21 protein-coding genes and 1 tRNA gene are annotated in these 20227 nt (G+C 70.6%); 9 read left to right on the forward strand and 13 right to left on the reverse strand.

All coding sequences use genetic code 11. The features are described 5' to 3' along the window. On the forward strand, positions 1-921 hold a 921-nt coding region (locus CQ047_RS02930; protein WP_258132451.1), incomplete at its 5' end, for a siderophore-interacting protein. Positions 922-952: 31 nt separating this feature from the next. On the opposite strand, the gene CQ047_RS18795 is transcribed toward CQ047_RS02930, so the two are convergent. Together CQ047_RS18795 and CQ047_RS02935 are read right to left on the reverse strand one after the other, a co-directional pair. Beyond that, positions 953-1028, reverse strand: a tRNA-Met gene (locus CQ047_RS18795). Positions 1029-1120: 92 nt separating this feature from the next. Continuing rightward, positions 1121-2104, reverse strand: a complete 984-nt coding sequence (locus tag CQ047_RS02935; RefSeq protein WP_105672794.1) for a YafY family protein — start codon at positions 2102-2104, stop codon at positions 1121-1123. Between the two features lie 61 nt (positions 2105-2165). Between CQ047_RS02935 and CQ047_RS02940 the strand changes: the two genes are divergently transcribed. Next, entirely contained in the window at positions 2166-3200 is a 1035-nt protein-coding gene (locus tag CQ047_RS02940; protein WP_105672795.1) for an ATP-binding cassette domain-containing protein, read from the forward strand. Next, complete coding sequence (locus CQ047_RS02945) at positions 3197-3976, forward strand: ABC transporter permease (protein ID WP_105672796.1); 780 nt, start codon at positions 3197-3199, stop codon at positions 3974-3976. Before CQ047_RS02940 ends, CQ047_RS02945 begins: the two co-directional genes overlap by 4 nt. A gap of 70 nt (positions 3977-4046) precedes the next feature. On the opposite strand, the gene CQ047_RS19035 is transcribed toward CQ047_RS02945, so the two are convergent. Then, on the reverse strand, positions 4047-4175 hold the full coding sequence (locus CQ047_RS19035) for a hypothetical protein (protein ID WP_258132452.1): 129 nt from the start codon (positions 4173-4175) through the stop codon (positions 4047-4049). Next, entirely contained in the window at positions 4172-5491 is a 1320-nt protein-coding gene (locus CQ047_RS02950) for an FAD-dependent oxidoreductase (RefSeq protein WP_258132453.1), read from the reverse strand. Before CQ047_RS02950 ends, CQ047_RS19035 begins: the two co-directional genes overlap by 4 nt. A gap of 83 nt (positions 5492-5574) precedes the next feature. Between CQ047_RS02950 and CQ047_RS02955 the strand changes: the two genes are divergently transcribed. Both CQ047_RS02955 and CQ047_RS02960 read left to right on the forward strand, forming a co-directional pair. Further along, complete coding sequence (locus CQ047_RS02955; RefSeq protein ID WP_105672797.1) at positions 5575-5928, forward strand: metalloregulator ArsR/SmtB family transcription factor; 354 nt, start codon at positions 5575-5577, stop codon at positions 5926-5928. A gap of 118 nt (positions 5929-6046) precedes the next feature. Further along, positions 6047-7096 (forward strand): hypothetical protein, encoded by a 1050-nt coding sequence (locus CQ047_RS02960; RefSeq protein ID WP_146114258.1) that lies wholly within the window; start codon positions 6047-6049, stop codon positions 7094-7096. 4 nt (positions 7097-7100) lie between these two features. Here the strand turns inward: CQ047_RS02960 and CQ047_RS02965 are convergent, their stop codons facing one another. Next, entirely contained in the window at positions 7101-8099 is a 999-nt protein-coding gene (locus CQ047_RS02965) for an NADP-dependent oxidoreductase (RefSeq protein ID WP_105672799.1), read from the reverse strand. A gap of 37 nt (positions 8100-8136) precedes the next feature. Beyond that, complete coding sequence (locus CQ047_RS02970; protein WP_105672800.1) at positions 8137-8850, reverse strand: SDR family oxidoreductase; 714 nt, start codon at positions 8848-8850, stop codon at positions 8137-8139. A 104-nt stretch (positions 8851-8954) separates the two neighbouring features. On the opposite strand from CQ047_RS02970, the gene CQ047_RS02975 reads away from it, so the two are divergent. Then, a complete protein-coding gene (locus CQ047_RS02975) occupies positions 8955-9557 on the forward strand; it encodes a TetR/AcrR family transcriptional regulator (protein WP_105672801.1) in 603 nt (200 codons plus the stop codon). A 21-nt stretch (positions 9558-9578) separates the two neighbouring features. Here CQ047_RS02975 and CQ047_RS02980 read toward each other — a convergent pair whose 3' ends face one another. The 5 genes from CQ047_RS02980 to CQ047_RS03000 form a co-directional block, all read right to left on the reverse strand. Continuing rightward, a complete protein-coding gene (locus CQ047_RS02980; RefSeq protein ID WP_105672802.1) occupies positions 9579-10955 on the reverse strand; it encodes a DUF6716 putative glycosyltransferase in 1377 nt (458 codons plus the stop codon). Beyond that, positions 10952-11824, reverse strand: coding sequence for an N-acetylneuraminate synthase family protein (locus tag CQ047_RS02985; RefSeq protein WP_105672803.1), 873 nt, complete (start codon positions 11822-11824; stop codon positions 10952-10954). Before CQ047_RS02985 ends, CQ047_RS02980 begins: the two co-directional genes overlap by 4 nt. An 83-nt stretch (positions 11825-11907) precedes the next feature. After that, positions 11908-13056, reverse strand: coding sequence for an acylneuraminate cytidylyltransferase (locus tag CQ047_RS02990; protein ID WP_258132454.1), 1149 nt, complete (start codon positions 13054-13056; stop codon positions 11908-11910). Then, positions 13053-14402, reverse strand: coding sequence for a polysialyltransferase family glycosyltransferase (locus tag CQ047_RS02995; protein ID WP_105672805.1), 1350 nt, complete (start codon positions 14400-14402; stop codon positions 13053-13055). The genes CQ047_RS02990 and CQ047_RS02995 overlap by 4 nt, the downstream gene beginning before the upstream one ends. Continuing rightward, positions 14399-15379, reverse strand: coding sequence for a glycosyltransferase family 2 protein (locus CQ047_RS03000; RefSeq protein ID WP_181155818.1), 981 nt, complete (start codon positions 15377-15379; stop codon positions 14399-14401). Before CQ047_RS03000 ends, CQ047_RS02995 begins: the two co-directional genes overlap by 4 nt. A 104-nt stretch (positions 15380-15483) precedes the next feature. On the opposite strand from CQ047_RS03000, the gene CQ047_RS03005 reads away from it, so the two are divergent. The 3 genes from CQ047_RS03005 to CQ047_RS03015 are packed head-to-tail and all read left to right on the forward strand — an operon-like array spanning position 15484 to position 17901. Continuing rightward, positions 15484-16401: a hypothetical protein gene (locus tag CQ047_RS03005; RefSeq protein WP_146114259.1), complete on the forward strand. Its 918-nt coding sequence runs from the start codon at positions 15484-15486 to the stop codon at positions 16399-16401. Further along, positions 16398-16673, forward strand: coding sequence for a DUF4229 domain-containing protein (locus CQ047_RS03010; protein WP_105672807.1), 276 nt, complete (start codon positions 16398-16400; stop codon positions 16671-16673). Before CQ047_RS03005 ends, CQ047_RS03010 begins: the two co-directional genes overlap by 4 nt. A gap of 49 nt (positions 16674-16722) precedes the next feature. After that, positions 16723-17901 (forward strand): hypothetical protein, encoded by a 1179-nt coding sequence (locus CQ047_RS03015; RefSeq protein WP_105672808.1) that lies wholly within the window; start codon positions 16723-16725, stop codon positions 17899-17901. 159 nt (positions 17902-18060) lie between these two features. On the opposite strand, the gene CQ047_RS03020 is transcribed toward CQ047_RS03015, so the two are convergent. Together CQ047_RS03020 and CQ047_RS03025 are read right to left on the reverse strand one after the other, a co-directional pair. After that, on the reverse strand, positions 18061-19026 hold the full coding sequence (locus CQ047_RS03020) for a 1,4-dihydroxy-2-naphthoate polyprenyltransferase (protein WP_105672809.1): 966 nt from the start codon (positions 19024-19026) through the stop codon (positions 18061-18063). Between the two features lie 546 nt (positions 19027-19572). Then, on the reverse strand, positions 19573-20217 hold the full coding sequence (locus CQ047_RS03025; RefSeq protein WP_105672810.1) for a dihydrofolate reductase family protein: 645 nt from the start codon (positions 20215-20217) through the stop codon (positions 19573-19575). Positions 20218-20227: the final 10 nt, after the last annotated feature.

The following is a 20227-nucleotide window of genomic DNA, read 5'->3' on the forward strand; positions in this document are numbered from 1 at the left end:
CCCCACCCCGAACGAAGAGACGGAGACTCCGTGAACATCCACCGCGGCATCGTCAGCAGCACGGCCACCCTCACCCCGAACCTGGTGCGCATCACCCTCGGCGGCGACGGCGTCGCCGACTTCCTCAGCACCGGCATCGGCGACGAGTACGTGCGCGTGTTCTTCCCGCACGGCGAAGACCCCACCGACGTCTCGCTGCCCGTGCCTGCGGGCGACTGGTGGGAGACGCCGGAGGGAGCGCCGGAGGCTCCGATGCGCACGTACACGATCAGCGGCGTGCGCCCGGATGCCGGCGAGCTCGACATCGACTTCGTCATTCACGAGGCGGGGGTCGCCGGGCCGTGGGCGGCGCGCGCCGAACCCGGCCACGTGCTCGGGCTGAACGCGCCGACCGGTCTGTACGCGCCCCCGGCCGACATCACCTGGCAGGTGCTCGTGGCCGACCTCACCGGTCTACCCGCCGTCGCCCGCATCGCCGCTGCGGCGCCGGAGGGCGTGCGCACCCGGGTCGTGCTCGAGGTGCCCACCGCGCAGGATCAGGTCGCGTTCGAGGTCGGCAGCGACGTCGAGGTCACCTGGGTCGTCGGCGGCAACGGCCACGGGCCCAGCGCGCTCGGTCAGCTGGTGCGCGGCATCGTCGACGGCCGCCTCGCCCTCGACGAGGGATACGTCTGGGTGGCCGGCGAGACGGTCGCACTGCGCGATGTGCGCAAGTACCTGCGCAAGGAGCTCGGGCTGCCCGCGACGCGCTTCAAGGTCGTCGGCTACTGGACCCCGATCGCCGCGTGGGACGAGAAGTTCGCCGCGCTGCCCGAGTCGGTGCAGAAGGAGCTCGACGCGATCTGGGCCGAGATCGACGACGATGAGCCGGAGGACGTGCAGGTGCGGTTCGAGGAGAGGCTCGACCAGCTCGGGCTCTGACGTCCGCTCTCGATGAGCGGGACGTGCGACGTGGACGCGACGGCGGGAGTCGAACCCGCCACGCTGCCGGTTATGAGCCGGAGCCCGGGACCGCCCGGATCGCCGCGATGATGACCTCGACGCTACCCGGCGGATCCGCGGATGACCAGGCTCGTTGCCTGGGATAACGCTATGAGTCCGGCGATGACGGCGACGGGCGTCAGGCGATGCCAGGGACCGGAGCGTCGAGGGCGCGCAGCATCCGTTCCAGCGCCTCGCGCAGTTCTGCACGCTCCGGCTCGGGGAACGTGGTCGCGTACTCGACGCCCTCCGGGATCCACAGCAGCGCGTACATGGCATCGCGCCAGTCGCCGCCGCCGAACGGCCAGCGAGTGCGGTCGGCGCCCTCCGCCGTCGCCCCCTGAGACCAGACGCCGAAGCGCTCCTGCATCTCAGCGAGAGGGAGTTCCATGACGGCATCGGCCTCGACCCTCTGCGGAGACCACGACGATGCCACGAGGATGCGTTCCTCGATCTCCTCGCGGGTGATCAGCCTCCTGGCGAACAGCACGCGCGTGTGATCGACCGTCTCGATGCGGTCGACGCGGAAGGTGCGCCAGTCGTCTCGGTCGAGATCCCAGCACAGCAGGAACCACTTGCGGCCGGACGGCGCCAGCGCGTGCGGCTCGACCCGACGGATGCTCTCGGCGCCGGCCCCGTCGATGTACCGCAGCCGGAGCCGCTCTGTATCCCTGGTGGCGAGCGCGATCTCGCCGAGCACCTCTGGCGACACGACCGGCGCGTCTCCGATGCGCGGAGGCTGCACGGACTCGGCGAGCGCGTTCACCCTTCGGCGCAGCGCCGACGGCAGCACCTGCTCGAGCTTGGCCAGTGCGGTGAGAGTGACCTCGGCTCCTCCGACGAGCTGCTGCGTCGCGGCGACCCGCAGACCGATCGCCATCGTCACCGCCTCGTCATCCGTGAGCAGCAGCGGTGGCACGGCGCTCCCCGCCTCCAGCCGGTACCCGCCCGCAGCGCCGGGCGTCGACTCCACGCGGTAGCCGAGCTCCCTCAGCCTGTCGACGTCGCGCCGCACGGTGCGCTGGGTGACGCCGAGCCTGCTCGCAAGCTCGGTGCCCGGCCAGTGCCGGTGCGTCTGCAGCAGATTGAGCAGGGCGAGTGCGCGGGAGGTCGTATCGGACATGTCTCAAGATTCGCAGATATTGCGGACAGAATCTGTCCTGGTTGGTTTCTACCTTCGAGGTATGGCAACTGAACCCATCATCGAAACCGAGGGCCTGACCAAGGTCTTCACCGTCAAGAAGACGTCGGTCGACGCGGTCACCGACCTCTCCTTCACCGCGGCGCGCGGAGAACTCGTCGCGTTCCTCGGACCGAACGGAGCCGGGAAGTCGACGAGCCTGCGGATGCTCACGACGCTGATCCCGCCGACGTCCGGCACGGCACGGGTGGTCGGCCACGACATCCGTACGGATGCCGCCGGCGTCCGCGCCCGGATCGGCTACGTCGGCCAGCTCACGAGCGGGAGCTTCTCGCAGCGGGTGCGCGATGAGCTCCTCAGTCAGGGAGCGTTCTACGGGATGTCGAAGCGCGACAGCGCGCGCCGGGCCGACGAGCTCATCGACTCCCTCGATCTCGGCTCCTTCGCCGCCCGCACCGTGCAGCAGCTCAGCGGCGGGCAGAAGCGCCGCCTCGACATCGCCCTCGGACTCATGCACGCCCCGCCGCTGATCTTCCTCGACGAGCCGTCGACAGGCCTCGACCCGCAGAGCAGGGCCAACCTCTGGGAGCACATCCTCGACCTCCGCACCCAGCACGGCACGACGGTGTTCCTCACCACGCACTATCTCGAAGAGGCTGATCGCTACGCCGAGCGCGTCATGGTGATGGACAAGGGCCGCATCATCGCCGACGACGACGCCGCCGCGCTCAAGGCGACGCTGGCCGGGGATGTCCTCACCTTCGGCTTCGCCGATGACGCGGTCGCAGCGAGCGCTCGTGCCGTGATCTCCCGGCTCAGCCCCGCCGAGGTCACGGTCGACGCGGACTCCGTGTCTCTCGCCGTTCCGAACGGGGACCTCCTGCTCCCCGTGATCGTCCACGAGCTGGATGCCGCCGGCATCCAGGTGCGCAGGGCGACCGGCGTGCCGCCCACGCTCGACGACGTGTTCCTCGCCCTGACCGGCCGCACCCTGCGGGACGCAGGCGAGGGGGCCGCAGACGCGGCATCCGATTCCGAAGCCCCCAGCGAAACCACCCGGACGGGAATCCTCTCATGACCACCATCGAGACCCTCGTGCGCCCGAACCTCGCCAGGGACACGAAGAACGTCCTCGCTCGCGAGCTCAGGCCCGTCGTACGAGATCCGTTCACGCTGATCTTCAGCCTGCTCCAGCCGCTCGTGTTCCTCGGGCTGTTCGCGCCGCTGCTGATCGGCGGCTCCGGTCGACCTGCCGGCGAGACGCTGGCGTGGTTCGTGCCTGGCGTGCTCGTCATGATCGTCCTGTTCGGCACCGGCGCGACCGGCTCGAATCTGCAGTACGAGATGATGACCGGCTCGCACGAGCGCACTCTCGTCGCCCCTCTCGCCCGGTCGTCGCTGTTGATCGGCCGTGCGCTCAAGGAGGTCGCCCCGATCGTCGTGCAGTCGATCGTGATCGTCCTGATCGCCTGGCCCTTCGGATTCGCGATCGACCTGCCCGGCCTCCTCATCGGGCTGGCCCTGCTCGCGGTGTTCGGCGTGGGGCTCGGCTCGCTCTCCTACTCGCTGGCTCTGGCCACGAAGGATCGAGAGTGGCTGTTCTGGGGTGTGCAGCAGGCCCTGATCTTCCCGCTGCTGATCCTGTCGGGCATGCTCCTGCCGCTCGACGACGGACCCGCATGGATGCGCGCCGTGGCCTCGGTGAACCCCGTGAACTGGGTCGTGCAGGCCGAGCGCGCGCTGTTCGCCGGAGACCTCGGCGACATCACTGTGCTGTGGGGCTGGGTCGCGGCGGCCGCGGTCGCGGTGGTCGGACTCGCTGTCGGCATCCGGTCGATCCGCCGCAGCAGCTGATCGATCGGTCAGAGGCCTCCCTCTGATGAGGGAGGCCTCTGGTCCGCCGACCCGCCGGCGATCGCGCCGATCAGCCGCTGCAGGCGGAAAGCCCTTCGATGAGCACCGCATGCCGCCGGGCGCCGTCGTTCGGTCCGCGCAGGAGGCGCGAGATCCGTCCTCCGTCGCCCTGGCCCATCGGGCGGATGCCGATCGTCATGAGCAGCAGGACGATCCGGTCGCGTCTCCCGTGGAGCAGACCCCGGTCGCCGGCAGCGTGAGAACGACCTGTGCGGCCGAGGGGAGGTCTCCGTCGAGCCATGCGGTGACGGAGCGGACCTGCTCGTAACCGGTGGCGAGGAGGAACGTCGGCGCCCGCCCGTAGGACTTCATCCCGACGACGAAGAACCCCGGCTCGGGATGCGTGAGCTCTCGGAACCCGTGCGGTTCGACCGTCCCGCAGGAGTGGACGTTCGGATCGATCAGCGGGGCCAGCCGCTTCGGCGCCTCGACGATGTCATCCAGCTCGAGGCGGATCTCGCGGAGCATGTCCAGGTCGGGACGGAACCCGGTCGCGTTGACGACCAGATCCGCCTCCACCATCCCCGGCTCTCCGCGGCGCGTGCCGACGATTCGGATCCCGTCACCGGAGGGTTCGAGACCGGAGATCTCGAACGAGTCGACCACCGCGACGGCTCCGGACGCGACAAGTCGGTCGGTACGGGTGCCGAGCTTCGCACGATCGGGCAGCTCGTCATCCGGCGAGGACGACACCCTGATCGCGGAAGGGTTCCGGATCACCCACGTCGCCTGCGTCCCCGGCTCATCGCGAACCAGCTTGCCGAGGGCGATGAGGGTGTTCGCCGCCGAATGCCCGGCCCCGACGACCACCGTATGCCGACCGGCGAACCGCTCCCGATCCGCCCCGAGGACATCCGGCAGGGCATGCAGCACCCGGTCGGCGACCCTGTCGAACCCGAGCGGGATGAGGCCGGAGGAGGCGAGGGGGTTCGGGGTCGAGTAGGTGCCGGACGCATCGATCACCGCCCGCGCCGTCTGCTCCTCGACCTGACCGTCTGCACGCTGGATGCGCAGCAGGAACGGGGCCTGCGCGCGCCCGGCCGTCCGGGTGCGGTCCATGCCCTCCCTCGACACCGCGATCACACGGGAGGCGAACCGGATCCGCGATCCGATCTCGGGAAGCCCCGCGAGAGGTACCAGGTAGTCGTCGACGAGCTCCTGCCCGGTCGGCGCGCGCCCCTCCGTGGGCATCGCCCATCCCGATGCCTCCAGCAGTCGCCGCGACGCGGGATCGACCAGGTGGCGCCACGGGGAGAACAGGCGGGTGTGCCCCCAGCGCTGAACGGACGCGGCCACCCGCTCCCCTGCCTCGAGGATCATGAAGTCGATGCCGCGCTCGGCGAGGTTCGCCGCGGCCGCGAGGCCGATCGGGCCGGCGCCGATGACCACGACCGGCAACGTCGAGAGCCGGTCGGAAGCGACCGTCCGGGGAGTGAGATCGAGCAGCGTCACCATCAGGATCCTCCATATATCGATGAATGTCGATGCAAGTATGGGCGTATCTATCGATGACTGTCAATATCGATTAGTATCGATACATGGTCCAGCTGCTCGAGGTCACCGATGTCTCCGCCGGCACCACCTGCTGCGCTCCGCTCGTGAAGGAACCGCTCGGACAGCATGACGCGGAGCATCTCGCCGCCCGCCTGAAGGCCCTCGCAGATCCGGCCCGACTGCGGCTGCTGTCGATCGTCGCCTCCAGCACCGACCAGGAGGCGTGCGTCTGCGACCTCATCGACCCGGTCGGCCTGTCCCAGCCGACGGTCTCCCATCACCTCAAGGTGCTCACCACCGCCGGGTTCCTGACCCGCTCCCAGCGGGGCACCTGGGCGTACTACCGTCTCGTGCCGGATGCTCTGACCTCGGTGTCCGCGGTGCTCGTCGACGCGTGACTCCCGCCGCGACGCCCCTGTTCCGCCCGCCCGTCCGGGTGTAGCGTCCCCTCCATACGCGGCCGTTCGACGATGCCGGCAGCGCCGCCGCATCCCGTGACGCCCTGAGGGGACGACGATGATGGAGAACCCGGTACGCCCGCCTTCCACGGTGCTGAAGACCCACCGCTACCTGCGGCTCTCCCTGGTCTTCGTCGTCTTCGCGATCCTGGCGAGCGTGCTGATCCAGACGGTCGTGATCTCCTGGCGGCCGCTGGAGTTCGGCTGGAACATGCTGCCGTCGATCAGCCACTACTTCTACACGCCCGTCCGCACCGTGTTCGTCGGAGCGCTGATCGCGGCATCCCTCGCTCTCCTCGCGCTCTCCGGCCGCTCGCGCGCCGTCACCCTCCTCGACATCTCGGCGCTCTTCGCTCCGCTGATCGCCCTCGTGCCCACCGGCATCGCTCCGTCTCAGCGCACGCCAGAGCAGATCTGCCCCGAGAGCGGCGACTGCGTGCCGGAGGAGTACCTGGACGGCGCGCGGGCGGGCATCGCCGTCTACGCGGTGGTCGTGTTCACCACGATCATCGTCATGGCACTGGTCCGCAGACACGACCGACTCCGACGTGAGCAGAGCACCCGCCCGGCGCTCAGCCCCGAGGAGCGCGCCGAGGAGACACTGCTGCGGGAGGATGCCGCGCGGAGCCGGAGGTCGGCGGCGATCGTGTCGTGGGTCGCCGCCGCCACCGCGGTCGTCATGCTCGTCCTCGCGTTCGCCCCCGGTCTCAGCGATGGGTTCCCGTTCAACTTCTGGCCGTTCCCCTCCAGCATCCACTTCGCGGCGACCCTGCTGTTCTTCGGCGCGTTCGCAGCTGTTCCCCTCCTGCATGCCCGGGAGGACGAGAGCGACGAGCAGACGGCGCCCGCACCCTGGCAGAGGATCCTCTACCGCTGGGTCAGCCGCTGCATGGCCGGAGACCTCGTCGTCCTCATCGTGGCCTTCGCGATCCGCGATCACTTGAACGGCTTCCCTCTCGTCCTGATCGGGGAGGCGGTCGCGCTGTCTCTCTTCGCCGCGTTCTGGTGGGTGCAGACCCTGCAGAGGTGGGACGACGAGTACGCGCCCTACCTCGTCGACCCCGATGCGCCGCCGCCCGGTCCCGCCGAGGGTGTGCTCCCGCGGTGAGCCGTCACCTCGACACCGTGATCACCACTTTGCCGCGGCTCACCCCTGCGGCGACATCGGCGAGAGCCTCCGGCACCTGAGCGAACGGATAGGTCCGCGCGACGATGGGGCGGATCACCCGCCGCTCCACGAGATCGGTGATCTCTCGGAGCTGCTCACCATCGGCGTGCATGAAGAGGAACTCGTACGCCACCCCGAGCCTTTTCGCCTGACGACGGATCCTGCGGCTGAGAGCGGTGATCGCGAGGACGAGGAGCGGGTTGAGCCCCGCAGCTCGGGCGAAGGCCGGATCCGGCGGCCCCGAGATGCCGATCGCCCGCCCGCCCGGCTTCAGCACACGCAGCGACTTCTCGAGGTTCTCGCCTCCGAGGCTGTCCAGCACCAGGTCGTACCCCGAGAGGACCTCCGCGAAGTCCTCTCGGCGGTAGTCGATCACGACGTCGGCGCCGAGGTCACGGACGAAATCGGCATTGGCGCCGCTCGCCGTGGTGGCCACATGCGCGCCGAGGTGCCTGGCGAGCTGGATCGCGATGGACCCCACTCCGCCGGCGCCGGCGTGGATGAGGACCTTCTGCCCCGGAGCGAGCCGCCCCCTCTCCACCAGCGCCTGCCAGGCGGTGAGAGCGACGAGGGGCAACGACCCCGCTTCGGCCATCGAGATGTTCGCCGGTTTCGCAGCGAGATCGGCTTCGTCGACCGCGATGCGCTCGGCGAACGTCCCGATCCGCGCCGCGTCCGGTCGCGCGTACACCTCATCGCCGGGACGGAATCCCCGCACCAGCCGTCCGACGCGGATCACCGTACCCGCGACGTCGTTGCCGAGCACGAGGGGGAGCGCGTAGGGGAGGATCTGCGCGAACTCTCCACTGCGGATCTTCTCGTCGAGCTGGTTGACGCCCGCCGCTTCGACCCGCACCAGCACGTCGGTGTCGCCGACCTCCGGCTCGGCGACCTCCTGAAGCTCCAGTGGTCGCCTGTACTTCTTGACGACGAATGCGCGCATGTCCTTCTCCTGTCTTCTCGTGACCGTCTGCGCCGGGTCAGACCGTCGTGGTGCGAAGCTGCGGGTACACCGCTTCGAGCGGCGCGCTGAGACCCGCCTTCAGCTGCACGGAGGTGTCATCGGCGAGAACCTCGTACTCGTTGCGCTCGGTGGCATCGAGAACCGCGGCCACGAGGGCGGCGGGGTCCGTCTTCGGGTCGGAGACATGAGCGGCCATCGCCGTGTCGACGTACCCGACGTGCACCCCCACGACGTGGACACCGGCCGGAGCGAGTTCCAGTCGAAGAGAGTTGGTCGCCGACCACAGTGCGGCCTTGGTGGCGCTGTAGATGCCTCCGACCGCGTACCACGCGAGTGCCGAGTGGATGTCGATGATCGCAGCACCGGGCCGTCCGGAGAGGAGGGGCGCATACGCACGTGCGAGGAAGAGCGGGCCGAGGAAGTTCGTCTCGACGTTGCGGCGGATGTCCTCATCGGAATGGGAGAGGATGCCGGCGGTGGGCACGGATGCACCGGCGTTGTTGACGAGCACGGTCACGTCGGGTGCCGCCTCGACGACCGCACGGATCGATGCGGGATCGGTCACATCGAGGACCAGAGGAACCACGCGGGGATCCGTCCACTCCCGCGGGGTGCGGGCGGTGGCGTACACCTTGGCGGCCCCACGCGCGAGCGCCTGTTCGACGAAACGGGTGCCGATCCCGCCGTTCGCTCCGGTGATGAGGACGACGGCGCCGTTGAGTGTGGGCATGAGCAGATCTCTCTTCTGTGGGGACAATGGGTGATGATGGTGAGTGCGCGTGAGCGACTCCACTCATAACTGAGTGCACTCAGTTTCTATTCCGAGAGGATCACATGTCGGCCCAGCTCGCATCCGCAGGGCGTCGTGAGCGCAACAAGCAGCAGAAGCTGGAGCGGATCACGGCGGCCGCCGCTGCGCTCTTCGCCGAGTACGGCGTCGAGGATGTGACCACCCAGCAGATCGCCGAGAAGGCGGACGTCGGCACCGGCACCGTGTTCCTCTACGCGAAGACGAAAGGCGAGCTGCTGCTGCTCGTGCAGAACGCGCACTACGCCGAGGCGCTCGAGAAGGGCAGGCACGCCGCCGAGGCGATGACAGATGCCCTCGATGCGGTGATGGCGCTCCTCCGGCCGATCATCGAATGCAACCGCGTCCAGATCGACAACGGACGAACCTACCTCCGCGAAATGGTCTTCGGAAGCGTGGACGACGAACGCCACGCCGAGGCCCTCTCGATCGTGGGATCCACGGAAGACGCGGTCGCCCGCATCCTCAGCCGGGGCATGGTCGAAGCGGAGGCGCGGGCGACGACCCAGGCGCGAGTCGTGTCGGCGATCATGTTCCTCACGATGGCCGCCACGGTGAACGCGACACGCAGCATCGACGACCTCGCCGACGACATCAGACGACAGATCGCCGCCGTCATCGGCCGTTGACCGGTCGCGGAGGTCGATCCGCTACCGACGGATCGAGTCGTGGAACGGGTTCGGCTCGAGCGTGAAGTCGGTGCCCGCCTCGCCCCACGTGCCCAGACCCGCGGGCTGACGGCGTCGGCGCACCGCGGCGAGCGCTCGTGTGGCGGGCACTCCGACCGCCAGCGCGACCCGTCCGGAGAGAGTGCGGTCGTCGCGGCCCAGCACGCTCGCCCGGTGCCAGGCCTCGTGCAGCGCACCACCGCGCGCCGCAGGGACACGTCGCGCGGGAAGCGAGCCCTCTCGACGCCGCACGACGAGCTCCTCTACCCGCTCCCACCACGTGGACTCGATCTCGGGATGGAAGTAGTTGTCGCGCAGCCAGTCGGGATGCGGATGCCGGAACCGCCCTGCGACGACCTCGCTGCGCCCGCCGAGCAGCCCGCTGCCGACGAACACGGTGTTCAGCAGCGACTTGCTCACCCCGAAGCTGTCGAGCGCGATGACCGGGACGCCCTGAGCCACAGCCTCGATCGCGGCGGTGGAGCTCACCGTGACGAGCCCCGCAGCGGTCGAGAGCGCGGCGGCCATGGAGTCGTACGAGAACACGAGGTTGTCGGGGCGGCGCTCGCCGAGCAGCTCGGTGTACGCGTCTCGCTCCAGGTGCGTCTCCACCTCGCCCGGCCGCGACCGCAGCTTCACGACCACGCGTCGACCGGGATCGGCCTTCGCCGCCCGCACCAGCGTCGCGGCGATCTCGGCGCGCTCCTCCCGATCCGCCGGCACGAGCGCCTGCGCCGCGAAGACGATGTCGGTCGCCGCGGCCTTCGCGAGAGCGGGCGCCGAAGACGTCGGCTTCTCGTCGACCAGGACCCCGCGCTCCGCCCTGGCGCGCGCGACGGCGGGCGACAGCATCCGCGCCCGCGTCCTCGCGAAGGGAAGCGTCGCGAGCGCGGTCGGCACGTCGACGCCGATGCGGCCGCCCAGCTCGGCGAACGCCCGCTCCTCCCGATGCGAGTGCACCACCAGGAGGTCGACGTGGCGGCGATAGTCCAGGGCTCCGCGCTGCGCGGGGATCGCCATCCCCGGAAGACCCGCCACCGTCACGGGGCGGTGCCGCAGGCCGTCGATCATCCGCCCCATCAGCCGCACGAACGGCCCCCGGCCGGCGAGCAGCACCACGTCGGGGCGCTGCGCCTCGAGCCACGGCGCCGTCTCGCGGAACATCACCCGCGACACGGCGCTCGGATCGAGCCCTGCGCCCGCGAGCGCCGTGCGCTCCTGGGCGGCGCTCGCGGTCAGCGGGGTCTTCACCAGCAGCAGATGCGGTCGGATGCCGGGGACGGCGCCGAGCAACGACGCCGACCACTTCACGAACGAGTCGGCGTCCGCGATCGCGACGACCCGCAGCCCGGTGCTCATGCCGGAACGCGACGCAGCTTCGCCATGGGCGCGCGCTCGCTGTCGAAGACGCGCTTGACGCCGTCGCCGAGGGCCTTCTCGATCACGCGGATGTCGCGCACCAGGTGCTCGAGACCCGTGGGTTCGAGGGATGCCGCGTGGTCGGAGCCCCACATGGTGCGGTCCAGCGTGATGTGGCGTTCGACAGCGACGGCGCCGAGAGCGACGGCGGCGAGGGAGATCTGCAGGCCGCGCTCGTGGCCCGAGTATCCGACCGGCACGCCGGCGTAGCGGTCGCGGAGGGTCGAGATCACCCGCAGGTTCGCCTCCTCCGGCTCGAGGGGATACGTCGAGGTCGCGTGCATGAGCACGACACGGTCAGTGCCGAGCGTGTCCAGGGCGCGGTCGATCTGCTCGATCGTCGACATGCCGGTGGAGAGGATGACGGGCTTGCCGGTCTCGCGCAGCGCGACCAGCAGCTCGGTGTCGGTGAGGCTGGCCGAGGCGACCTTGTGGGCGACGACGCCCAGGTCTTCGAGGAACGCGACGCTGGGCACATCCCACGGCGAGGCGAACCAGTCGAGACCCAGCATCGTGGCGTGGTCGCCGATCTCGATGTACTCGTCGCGGCCGAACTCGACCCGGCGGCGGTAGTCGAGGTAGCTCATGGTGCCCCATGGCGTCTCGCGCGGCACGTCGCGCATGTGCTCGGGGGTGGAGATCTCGGGCGTGCGCTTCTGGAACTTCACGGCATCCGCCCCCGCGCGCGCCGCCACGTCGATGAGCTTCTTCGCGATCTCGACGTCGCCGTTGTGGTTCAGGCCGATCTCCGCGATGACGTAGGCGGGACGACCGCCTCCGATGACGTGCGATCCGATGCTGACAGTCATGATTCCTCCGGTCTGCGAATGCCTTCTCTCCTGGGTACGCGCCGATGGTGAACTGCGCCCAACACCCGGGTTACCGGCGCACGTCAGCTGGACAACACGCGTTCGACCAGTTCGCGAACAGCTCCCCGTCCGCCCTCGCGTGACAGCACCACCCGCGCCGCCTCGATGACGAGCGGGTGGGCGTTCGCGACCGCGACGGGCCACCCGACGATGCGCAGTGCGGGGAGGTCGTTCACGTCGTTGCCGAGGTAGGCGATGTCCGCGAGATCGAGGCCCTGCTCAGCGGCCCAGCCGCGCAGCGCCGTCTCCTTGTCGTCGATGCCGTGCAGCACCGGCACACGCAGCTTCTCGGCGCGTGCCCGCACGACGGGGTTCACCTCGGTGGAGAGGATCAGCATCGGCACCCCTGCGGCCCGCAGCAGAGCGACGCCCATGCCGTCCTCGCGGCTCACCCGCACGCGCTCCCCGCCGTCGGCGTCGATGATCGCGGTGTCGTCGGTGTGCACGCCGTCGAAGTCGGTGACCACGGCCTTCACCGGGATCGGATGCCGCTGCTCGTGCAGCGCCGCCAGAGAGCGCGCGATGCGGAGCTGCTGCTCGTCGTCGATCTCGATCGCGGTCCACTCCGGAACCTCCGCGATCGCGGTGCGGCCGAAGAAGCGGTGCCGGCTCTCACGGAAACCCGCGGCCGAGAACACGTAGAACGCCCCGGTCTCCAGGTGGTGCGGCTCCCGATCCTGCCGGCGGGGTCGGTGCGCGGCGTCGTGGTTGATCGCGACAGCCGCGCCGTCGGCATCCCTCCTCCAGAGGAAGCCGTAGGTCTCGTAGGCCGAGAACACGCTGTCTGCGCGCCCTCCGGCGACCTGCGCGACGGCGTCGGAGAGGGCGTCGGCGGGGATGAACGGCGACGTCGCCTGCAGGAACGCGACGACCCCCGTGTCGATGCCGTCCGCCGCGAGCACGTCGAGCGCGTGCAGGATCGCGCTCTCGGAGGTCGCCGTGTCGCCGGAGAGCTCGGCGGGGCGGCGGACGATGCGCGCACCGGCCGCGGCGCCGATCGCCGCGATCTCCTCGTCGTCGGTCGACACCACGACGAGGTCGATGCCGTCGGCCGCGAGCGCGGCGTGCACCGCCCTGGCCACGAGCGGGACGCCGCCCACGCGTTGCACGTTCTTGCGCGGCACCTGCTTCGATCCGCCCCGCGCGGGGATGATCGCCACCGTCGATGTCATCGTCCTCGTATCGCCTTCCATGCCCTGCCGGCCCTCCGCCTCGCGCCGAGAGCCGTCAACCGCCATTCCTCCATGCGCCCGACCCCGCCGGCCGGACGCAGCACCCGCTGCAGCGCCCCCTCGTCGGGGGCTCCCGGCAGCCGGAGATCCGTGAGCCGCTGCGCGGAGAAGTACCTGTCGCGTTCGACGGCGTCCATGCCCCGCAGCAGCTCCTCCGCGCGCAGGCGGAGGTGACCGGCGATCTCCGGCTGCATCGCGTACCCGACGGCGTCGATGAGCAGCTGCAGCCGCTCGGGGTCGGCGTAGCCCGATGCGGGCCGGGTGAGGGCGTCGACGATGGTCGCCGGGATGCGGTTGCTGTTCTCGAACGGCGTCAGCCTCGCCAGCACGGTGTCGGTGCCGGCCGCGCCGATCTCCCGGTCGAACAGGGCGCGCACGGTCGGCAGGGCGGTGGAGAACCCGGCCACGACGGCGAGGACGTCGAGGCGTTCCGCGAGCATCTCGGCCGCGAGCGCCCCCCGGTACTCGGCGAACGCGATGCCGAGGGATGCCGCGCGGGCCCGCAGCGCGTCGGTGTGCAGGGGTGGCGCCGACGGATGCGGCTTGAACACGATCCGCTCGGGCGACCAGGCCGCTGCACGATCGATCAGCTCGGCCTGCAGCGCGACCTCCTCCTCGGCCGTCATGAGGCCGAGGGCGGAGAGGTACTGCCCGAGCACGAGCACGGTCGGCGTCCCGTCGTCGAGTCCCGCGGCGTCGCCCGCCGCGGTCTCCTCGAAGACCGTGCGGAACCGCGCCGCCGGCACGGGGACGGACTCCGCGTGCGGCGCCCCGACGAGCGGCCGCACCCCCGGCACGACATCGGCGTGCACCACGCGCTCGATGCGCGCCGACACCGTGTGCCCCAGCGCGACCCGCATCGGCGAGTAGGTCATGAGCCCGTCGCCGATGATCGTGATCCGTGCGCCGGGGAAGAGCGTCATCAGCGTGCGCGCAGGCGCGACCTGTGGGCTCTGCACGAACAGCTCGAGCCCGCGCGGATCGAGGTTCCAGGCGCGCCGCAGCAGCCGCTCCAGCATCGGGAGGTCGCCTTCCCTCGGCTTCCACGCGCTGGGGTGAGCGGCCCCGAGCAGCACGTCCAGGTCCTCCACGCGGTCGAACCGCTCCCGCAGCGAGCGCAGCGCGGGGTCAGCGGCGATGCCGACCGTCGTCTCGGGCACCCGCGACGACGTGAACGGCACGAGGACCCGTTCGGCCCGGCCATCCGCGTCGAGGAGTCCGGCGTCGATCGCGGCGACCGCGGTGGCGAGCCCGTAGGCGCTGTGCAGCGCGAAGATCTGCGTCATGCGTCGCTCCCCACCCGACGAAGCAGGGGCGCCAGCACCCGCCGCCGCGGCCCGTCGAGCCGCCCGATCACTCCCGCCACGTCGTCCGCGGGAAGACGTTCCAGCAGACCGAGGATGCCGCTGCGCATCTCCGCACGCAGCGACCTCGTCATCCGCCGTGACCGCACGAGATGCCGCGAGCTCAGCGCCAGCACGGTCCACGTCGCCTTGGGCAGGAAGCGCTCGGCATCCCGATCCGACGCCACCACGTCGAGCACCTCCGTCATCGCGCGCACGAAGTCGAGCTGGCGGCGATCGCGGATCTGCGTGAGGGAGGTCGCGACCCCGCGGCGGTACAGCAGCGCCGGCGCGTCGACCACCGCGAACGACTCCGCCTCGAGGTGCAGGCGCCAGATCCACGGCCGGTCCTCGGCCGTGAAGAGTCCGGGAGAGAAGGCGGCGAGGCCGGCGTCGAGCACGCGCCGGTGGAACATGCCCGCCCACGCGAAGGGGTAGTCGACCATGGTCGGCTCGTTCTCCGGGAGGATCGCGTCGCGCGGCGAGAGCACCCGCTCGCGCCAGGGCTGCGGGGCGCGGTGCAGTGCCCGCTTGGCGCCGGTGACGGTGACGTGGTCGGTGCGGACGAAGTCGCAGTCCAGCTCCCTCAGCCGCACCGCGAGCACGGAGAGGCGGTGGGGCTGCATCCAGTCGTCTCCGTCGACGAAGCAGAAGGCCTCGCCCTCGACGTGCGCGAGGCCCTGGTTCCGCGCGCTCGCGAGACCCTGCGGCCGCGGGTTCGTGAGCACCGCGGAGTGCGGGAAGCGCTCGGCGTAGCGGCGCATGAGCTGCCCGGTGTCGTCGCGGGAGCCGTCGTCGATCATGACCAGCTTGAGCGCGGCGGGGTCGTCGAACTGGCGCGTGAGGGTCTCCAGCGTGGTCGCGATGTACGGGCCGGCGTCCTTGGCGGGGAGGATGACGGTGACGAGTGGAGCGCGCATGGTGCCACGGATGCTGGCACGCGAGCGTTGCCTCCCGGCGACGTCGAGGTGAACACGGGGTGTCCTGCCCGCCCGCTCCCAGGTCGATCCCCCACGATAGGGGGATGCCGCGACCACTCGGATCCTCGGGGAGACCCCTGCGCCGGAGATCGCGCGAGACGTTGGATCTCCGCTGGCTCACCGCGCGGGCGTGGACGAACCGGTGGTATCCGCAGGGCGTCGATCTCGGCATCCTGGACGGTCGACGAACCCTCGCGGTCAGCTGGTTCCGTCAGGACCGAGACAGGCACCACCTCGCCTCGCGCGTCTCCTTCATCGACCTCGAACGCTCGCGGCACCGCGACGTCGCCCTCGTGATCGAGGGTCCGGATGGAGAGCTGGAACCCGCGCGCATCCACGTCGGCGGTCTCGCATGGTTCGGCGACCGCCTCTTCGCCGCGGCCACCATGCAGGGGATCTGGGAGTTCGATCTCGCCCGTCTCCGCACCGTGCGCGGCGCCGATGCCCGACGCCTGACCGGCTCTCTGCGGCGGAGCGCGCTCGTCGCAGTGCGCACGAGGATCCACCCCGTGGCGCTGCGGTGCTCGTTCCTCGGTCGCGTGTTCGACGCCGACGGCGAGCCGCTGCCGAGGGTGCTCATCGGCGAGTACCGCACCGGCGAAGACGGCCGGATCGGCGAGTTCCTCATGCCCGCGCGGGAGGGAGACGGCTTCGCCGCCGTCGAGAACGGGCTCATGGCCCCCGGCATCCCGCAGCTCCAGGGCGCCGTGCGCTGGGGCGCCACCTACTTCGCGTCGCAGTCCGACCAGCTGCGCCCCGGTGCCCTGTGGACGGGACCGGCCGGAGCACTCCGCCGCGCCGCCCAGCCCCTGCCCGCGGGATGCCAGGACCTCGCGCTCGACCCGGACGCGCGGATGCTGTGGTCGCTGGGCGAGCATCCCTGGCGACGCGTGGTGCGCGGCATCCCCTTCGCCCGCCTGGGGATCGAGCACCCCCGCGGCGAACGTAGACTGGACGGGTGAAGCCCGCACCGATCATCGTCTACACCGTGCTGCGGCTGCTGGCGTTCCTCGTCCCGCTCGCGATCCTCTGGTTCTTCTTCCCGATCTTCCGGGAGTTCTGGTGGCTCGCCGCGATCTTCTCCGCCCTCATCGGGGTGAGCATCTCGCTGCTGTTCCTGCGCACGCCGCTCTCCGACGCCTCGACGCGCCTCCACGAGCGTCGTCAGGCCCGCACCACCGGCGCCGAGTCGGATGCGAACGCCGAGGACGACGCACTCGACTCCGAGTCCTGAGCCCGCTTCCCGTGGTTCGTGCGGCGTCCGCACATGAGAGCCTGGTCTCGTGACCTCACGCCGCGGACCTCTCGGAGACGGACGACGCCGACGGGGCCGCGAGCTGCCACCCACCCCGAGCGTGCTGATCGGCGACGCTGTTGTGGGCCTCTCCGCTGCCGCCGCCGTCGGATGCGGCCTGCTCCTGTGCACCCTCCCGCTCCTGGCACTCCTCGGCAGGCTCGTCTTCCCCGACTCGCCGACCGACTTCATCGAGGTGTTCGGCGGCCCGCTCCTCGCCGCGGTTCTGGGCGGCGCTCTGTCTCTCATCACGTGGGGCTACGCGTCCACCACACGACAGCTCGCCCTCGTCCGGATGTACGCGCGGACAGCAGACCCGCGTGAGCTACGCAACGCCGTCGAGGTGCGCGGACCGATCGGGCGCTCTCCGCGGATCGCCGCCGTCGCCACGACCACGTCCATCGGCGTGATCGCCCTCGGCACGGGCGGCATCCTCCTCGCCGCCGGCGCACTCCCCCTCATCGCCGCCGTCTCGCTGGTGGTCGGCGCGCTCTGCATCCCTGTCGTGCTCGTCCTGCTCGCCGCCGACCGCCGCTGGGCCCGCGTCGCGGCCGACCGGCTCCCGACCGCAGCGCTCGGCGAGCAGGGACCAGCCAGGGTGCTCGTGGCCGACGATGACGTTCAGAAGCGGGTCGACGCCCGGGAGCGTCGAGAGCGCTCCGCGCTGGATCGCGCTGCGACGCCCCTCCTCATGGTGCTGACACCGGCAGCCCTCGCCTGCGCCGTCCTCTCGCTCCGTCCGCCGACGGGAGTCTCCGCGCAGGCGCAGGTCGTCGGAGCCGCTGTGGGTCCGCTCAGCGTGCTCGCGCTTCTCGTCCTCGGAGCCCTTCGCATCGACCAGCTGCGTCGTGTCCTCCAGCGGGTTCGCGCCGGCAGGGCCGCGACGGCCGCCGATCGGGGGCGAGCATCCGCAGCGACGACGGCACTCGCCGCGGACCTCCGCACGGCCACCGCGGTGTGGGTGCTGCTCGGCGCCGGGGTGCTGGGCCTCACCGCTCCGGACCTCACTCCTGCCGTCGTGACGGCCATCATCTTGCTGCTCGGGCTCGCCGCGCTCTTCGCTCTCGCGATGCGCCTCGGGGCCGCTGCGCCGTCGCTCCGCGAGAAGTTCGGCTACCGTCTCCCCTTCGAGCATCCGAGCGACGGAGGAGGCAACCTCGTCTCCTGAGCGAGACGCGCGGTCTCGTGGCTGAGACGCGAGGTCTCCCCGCTGAGACGCGCGATCTCCCGGCTGAAACGCGAGGTCTCCCGGTTGAGACGCGCGGTCTCCCCGCTGAGGCGCGAGGCCTCCCGGCTGAAACTCGAGGTCTCCCCGCTGAGACGCGCGTCAGCCGACGAAGGCCCAGAACAGCGCCCCCGCGTAGAGGAGCGCCGCGAGCGACGTCAGCGCGAGGGCGATGACGAGTTCGCCGGGCTTGCGATAGGTCCAGACGATCACGAGCGCCGGGAGCGCGGCGAGCAGGGCCAGCAGCGCGATCCACGCGATCGGGAAGAGCAGCGCGAGGAAGATCGAGATGCCGAACGGCGCGAGCACGAACAGGGTGTACAGCACCTGGGTCGCCCGCGCGCCGATCAGCACCGTGAGGGTGCGCTTGCCCACGAGGCGATCCTGGTCGATGTCGCGGAGGTTGTTGGCGAGCAGCACGGCGCACGCGAACAGTCCGGCGGCCACCGCGCCCAGCCACGCCTGCTGCGGCAGCGCGAAGATCTGCACCCAGGTCGTGCCGAGGGTGGCGACGAGCCCGAAGAACACGAAGACGAACACCTCGCCGAGGCCGAAGTACCCGTAGGGGCGCTTTCCGCCGGTGTAGAACCACGCCGCGACGATGCAGACCGCTCCGACGGCGAGCATCCACCACTGCTGCGTGCGGATGACGATCGCGAGACCCACGACCGCCGCGAGAGCGAAGAAGACGAGGCCGATGATCAGCACGGTGCGCGGTGACACCCGGCCCGAGGCGGTCAGGCGTGCGGGTCCGACACGGTGCGCGTCGGTGCCGCGGATGCCGTCGCTGTAGTCGTTCGTGAAGTTCACGCCGATCTGCAGGAAGACCGCGACCGCGAGGCACGCCAGCGCGATGACCCAGTGGAACTCCGGTCCTGTGCTGCGCGCAGCTCCGGTGCCGATGACGACCGGCGCGATCGCGAGCGGCAGCGTGCGCAGACGGGCGGCGCCGATCCAGTCGGATGCCGTCACCGGGCCGAGCTCGACGACGGGCTTCTTCGCCGGATTCCCGCTCGTGCGGACGGGAGCGCGACGGGACTTCTTCTTGCGATTCGAGGATGCTGCCACGGAGGGAATCCTACTGGTCACTCCTTTTCCCGCCGTCGAGCGAGACGAGACACGACGCGAACCCGCACCCCGGCGAGGAGCCGGCGCCACCACGGGAGGAGACACCCCGGGGGGAGAACCCTCACGGGAGGACAACGCACGTTCGATAGGAGAACTCCCCACGGGAGGAGAACTCACGTTCGGGAGGAGAATCCGGGCGGAATCCTCCTCCCGAACGTGATATCTCCTCCCGAACGCGAGCACACGCGACCCCGCCCCCGCATACGCCCGCGCAGACGCGACGCGAACTCACGTTCGGGACGAGAACTCCCCACGTGATGCGAACTCACATTCGAGGGGAGAACTCCCCGCGGGAGGAGAACTCACGTTCGGGAGGAGAATCCGGGCGGAATCCTCCTCCCGAACGTGATATCTCCTCCCGAACGAGAGCGCACGCGACCCCGCCCGCGCCCACGCGACCCCGCCCACGCCCGCACCCGCACCCGCACAGACGCGACGCGACGCCGCGACCTCGCCCGCGCGATCGCACGGAGGAGGATCGGATGCTCAGCGACGGGTGAAGGTGACGTGCGTGACGCCGCTCTCCGCGACCTCGCTGCGGACGGCGTAGTCGTTCTCGATGCCGCGCAGGCCGTCCCAGATGCGCTCTCCACTGCCGATCACGAGGGGCGCGACGGCCACGTGCAGCCGGTCGATGAGCCCCGCCCGCAGGAACTGCCGCACCACGTCGGCGCCGCCGCCGATGCGGACGTCGCCGCCACCCGCGGCCTCGGTCGCGCGCGCCAGCGCCTCCTCCGGGGTCGCCTCGAGGAAGTGGAAGACCGTGCCGTTCGCGAACTCGATCGAGGCGCGCGGGGTGTGGGTGAGCACGAACACGGGCACGTGGAACGGCGGTTCGTCTCCCCACCATCCGCGCCAGTCGGGGTCGTCGCCGTGCTGGTGCAGGCCGAACATTCCCGCGCCCATGATCTCGGCGGCGACCTCTTCGAAGTACGCGGCGGCGTAGTCCTCGTCGAGTCCCGTCGTGCCCTCCCCCGAGGTGTCGCCGAGCACGCGGGCGCGGAAGGTGCGGGTGGCGGTGTAGGCGGCGACGAGCCGACCCCAGTCCTCGCCGAAGGGGTTCTCCGGCGTCTGGTCTGTGGTGGTCGCGAAACCGTCGAGGGAGATGTTCAGATCGGCGCGAACGGCCATGTCGGTGCTC

The sequence above is a fragment of the Microbacterium sp. MYb72 genome, assembly GCF_002979415.1.
In the GTDB taxonomy this organism is placed as follows: domain Bacteria; phylum Actinomycetota; class Actinomycetes; order Actinomycetales; family Microbacteriaceae; genus Microbacterium; species Microbacterium natoriense.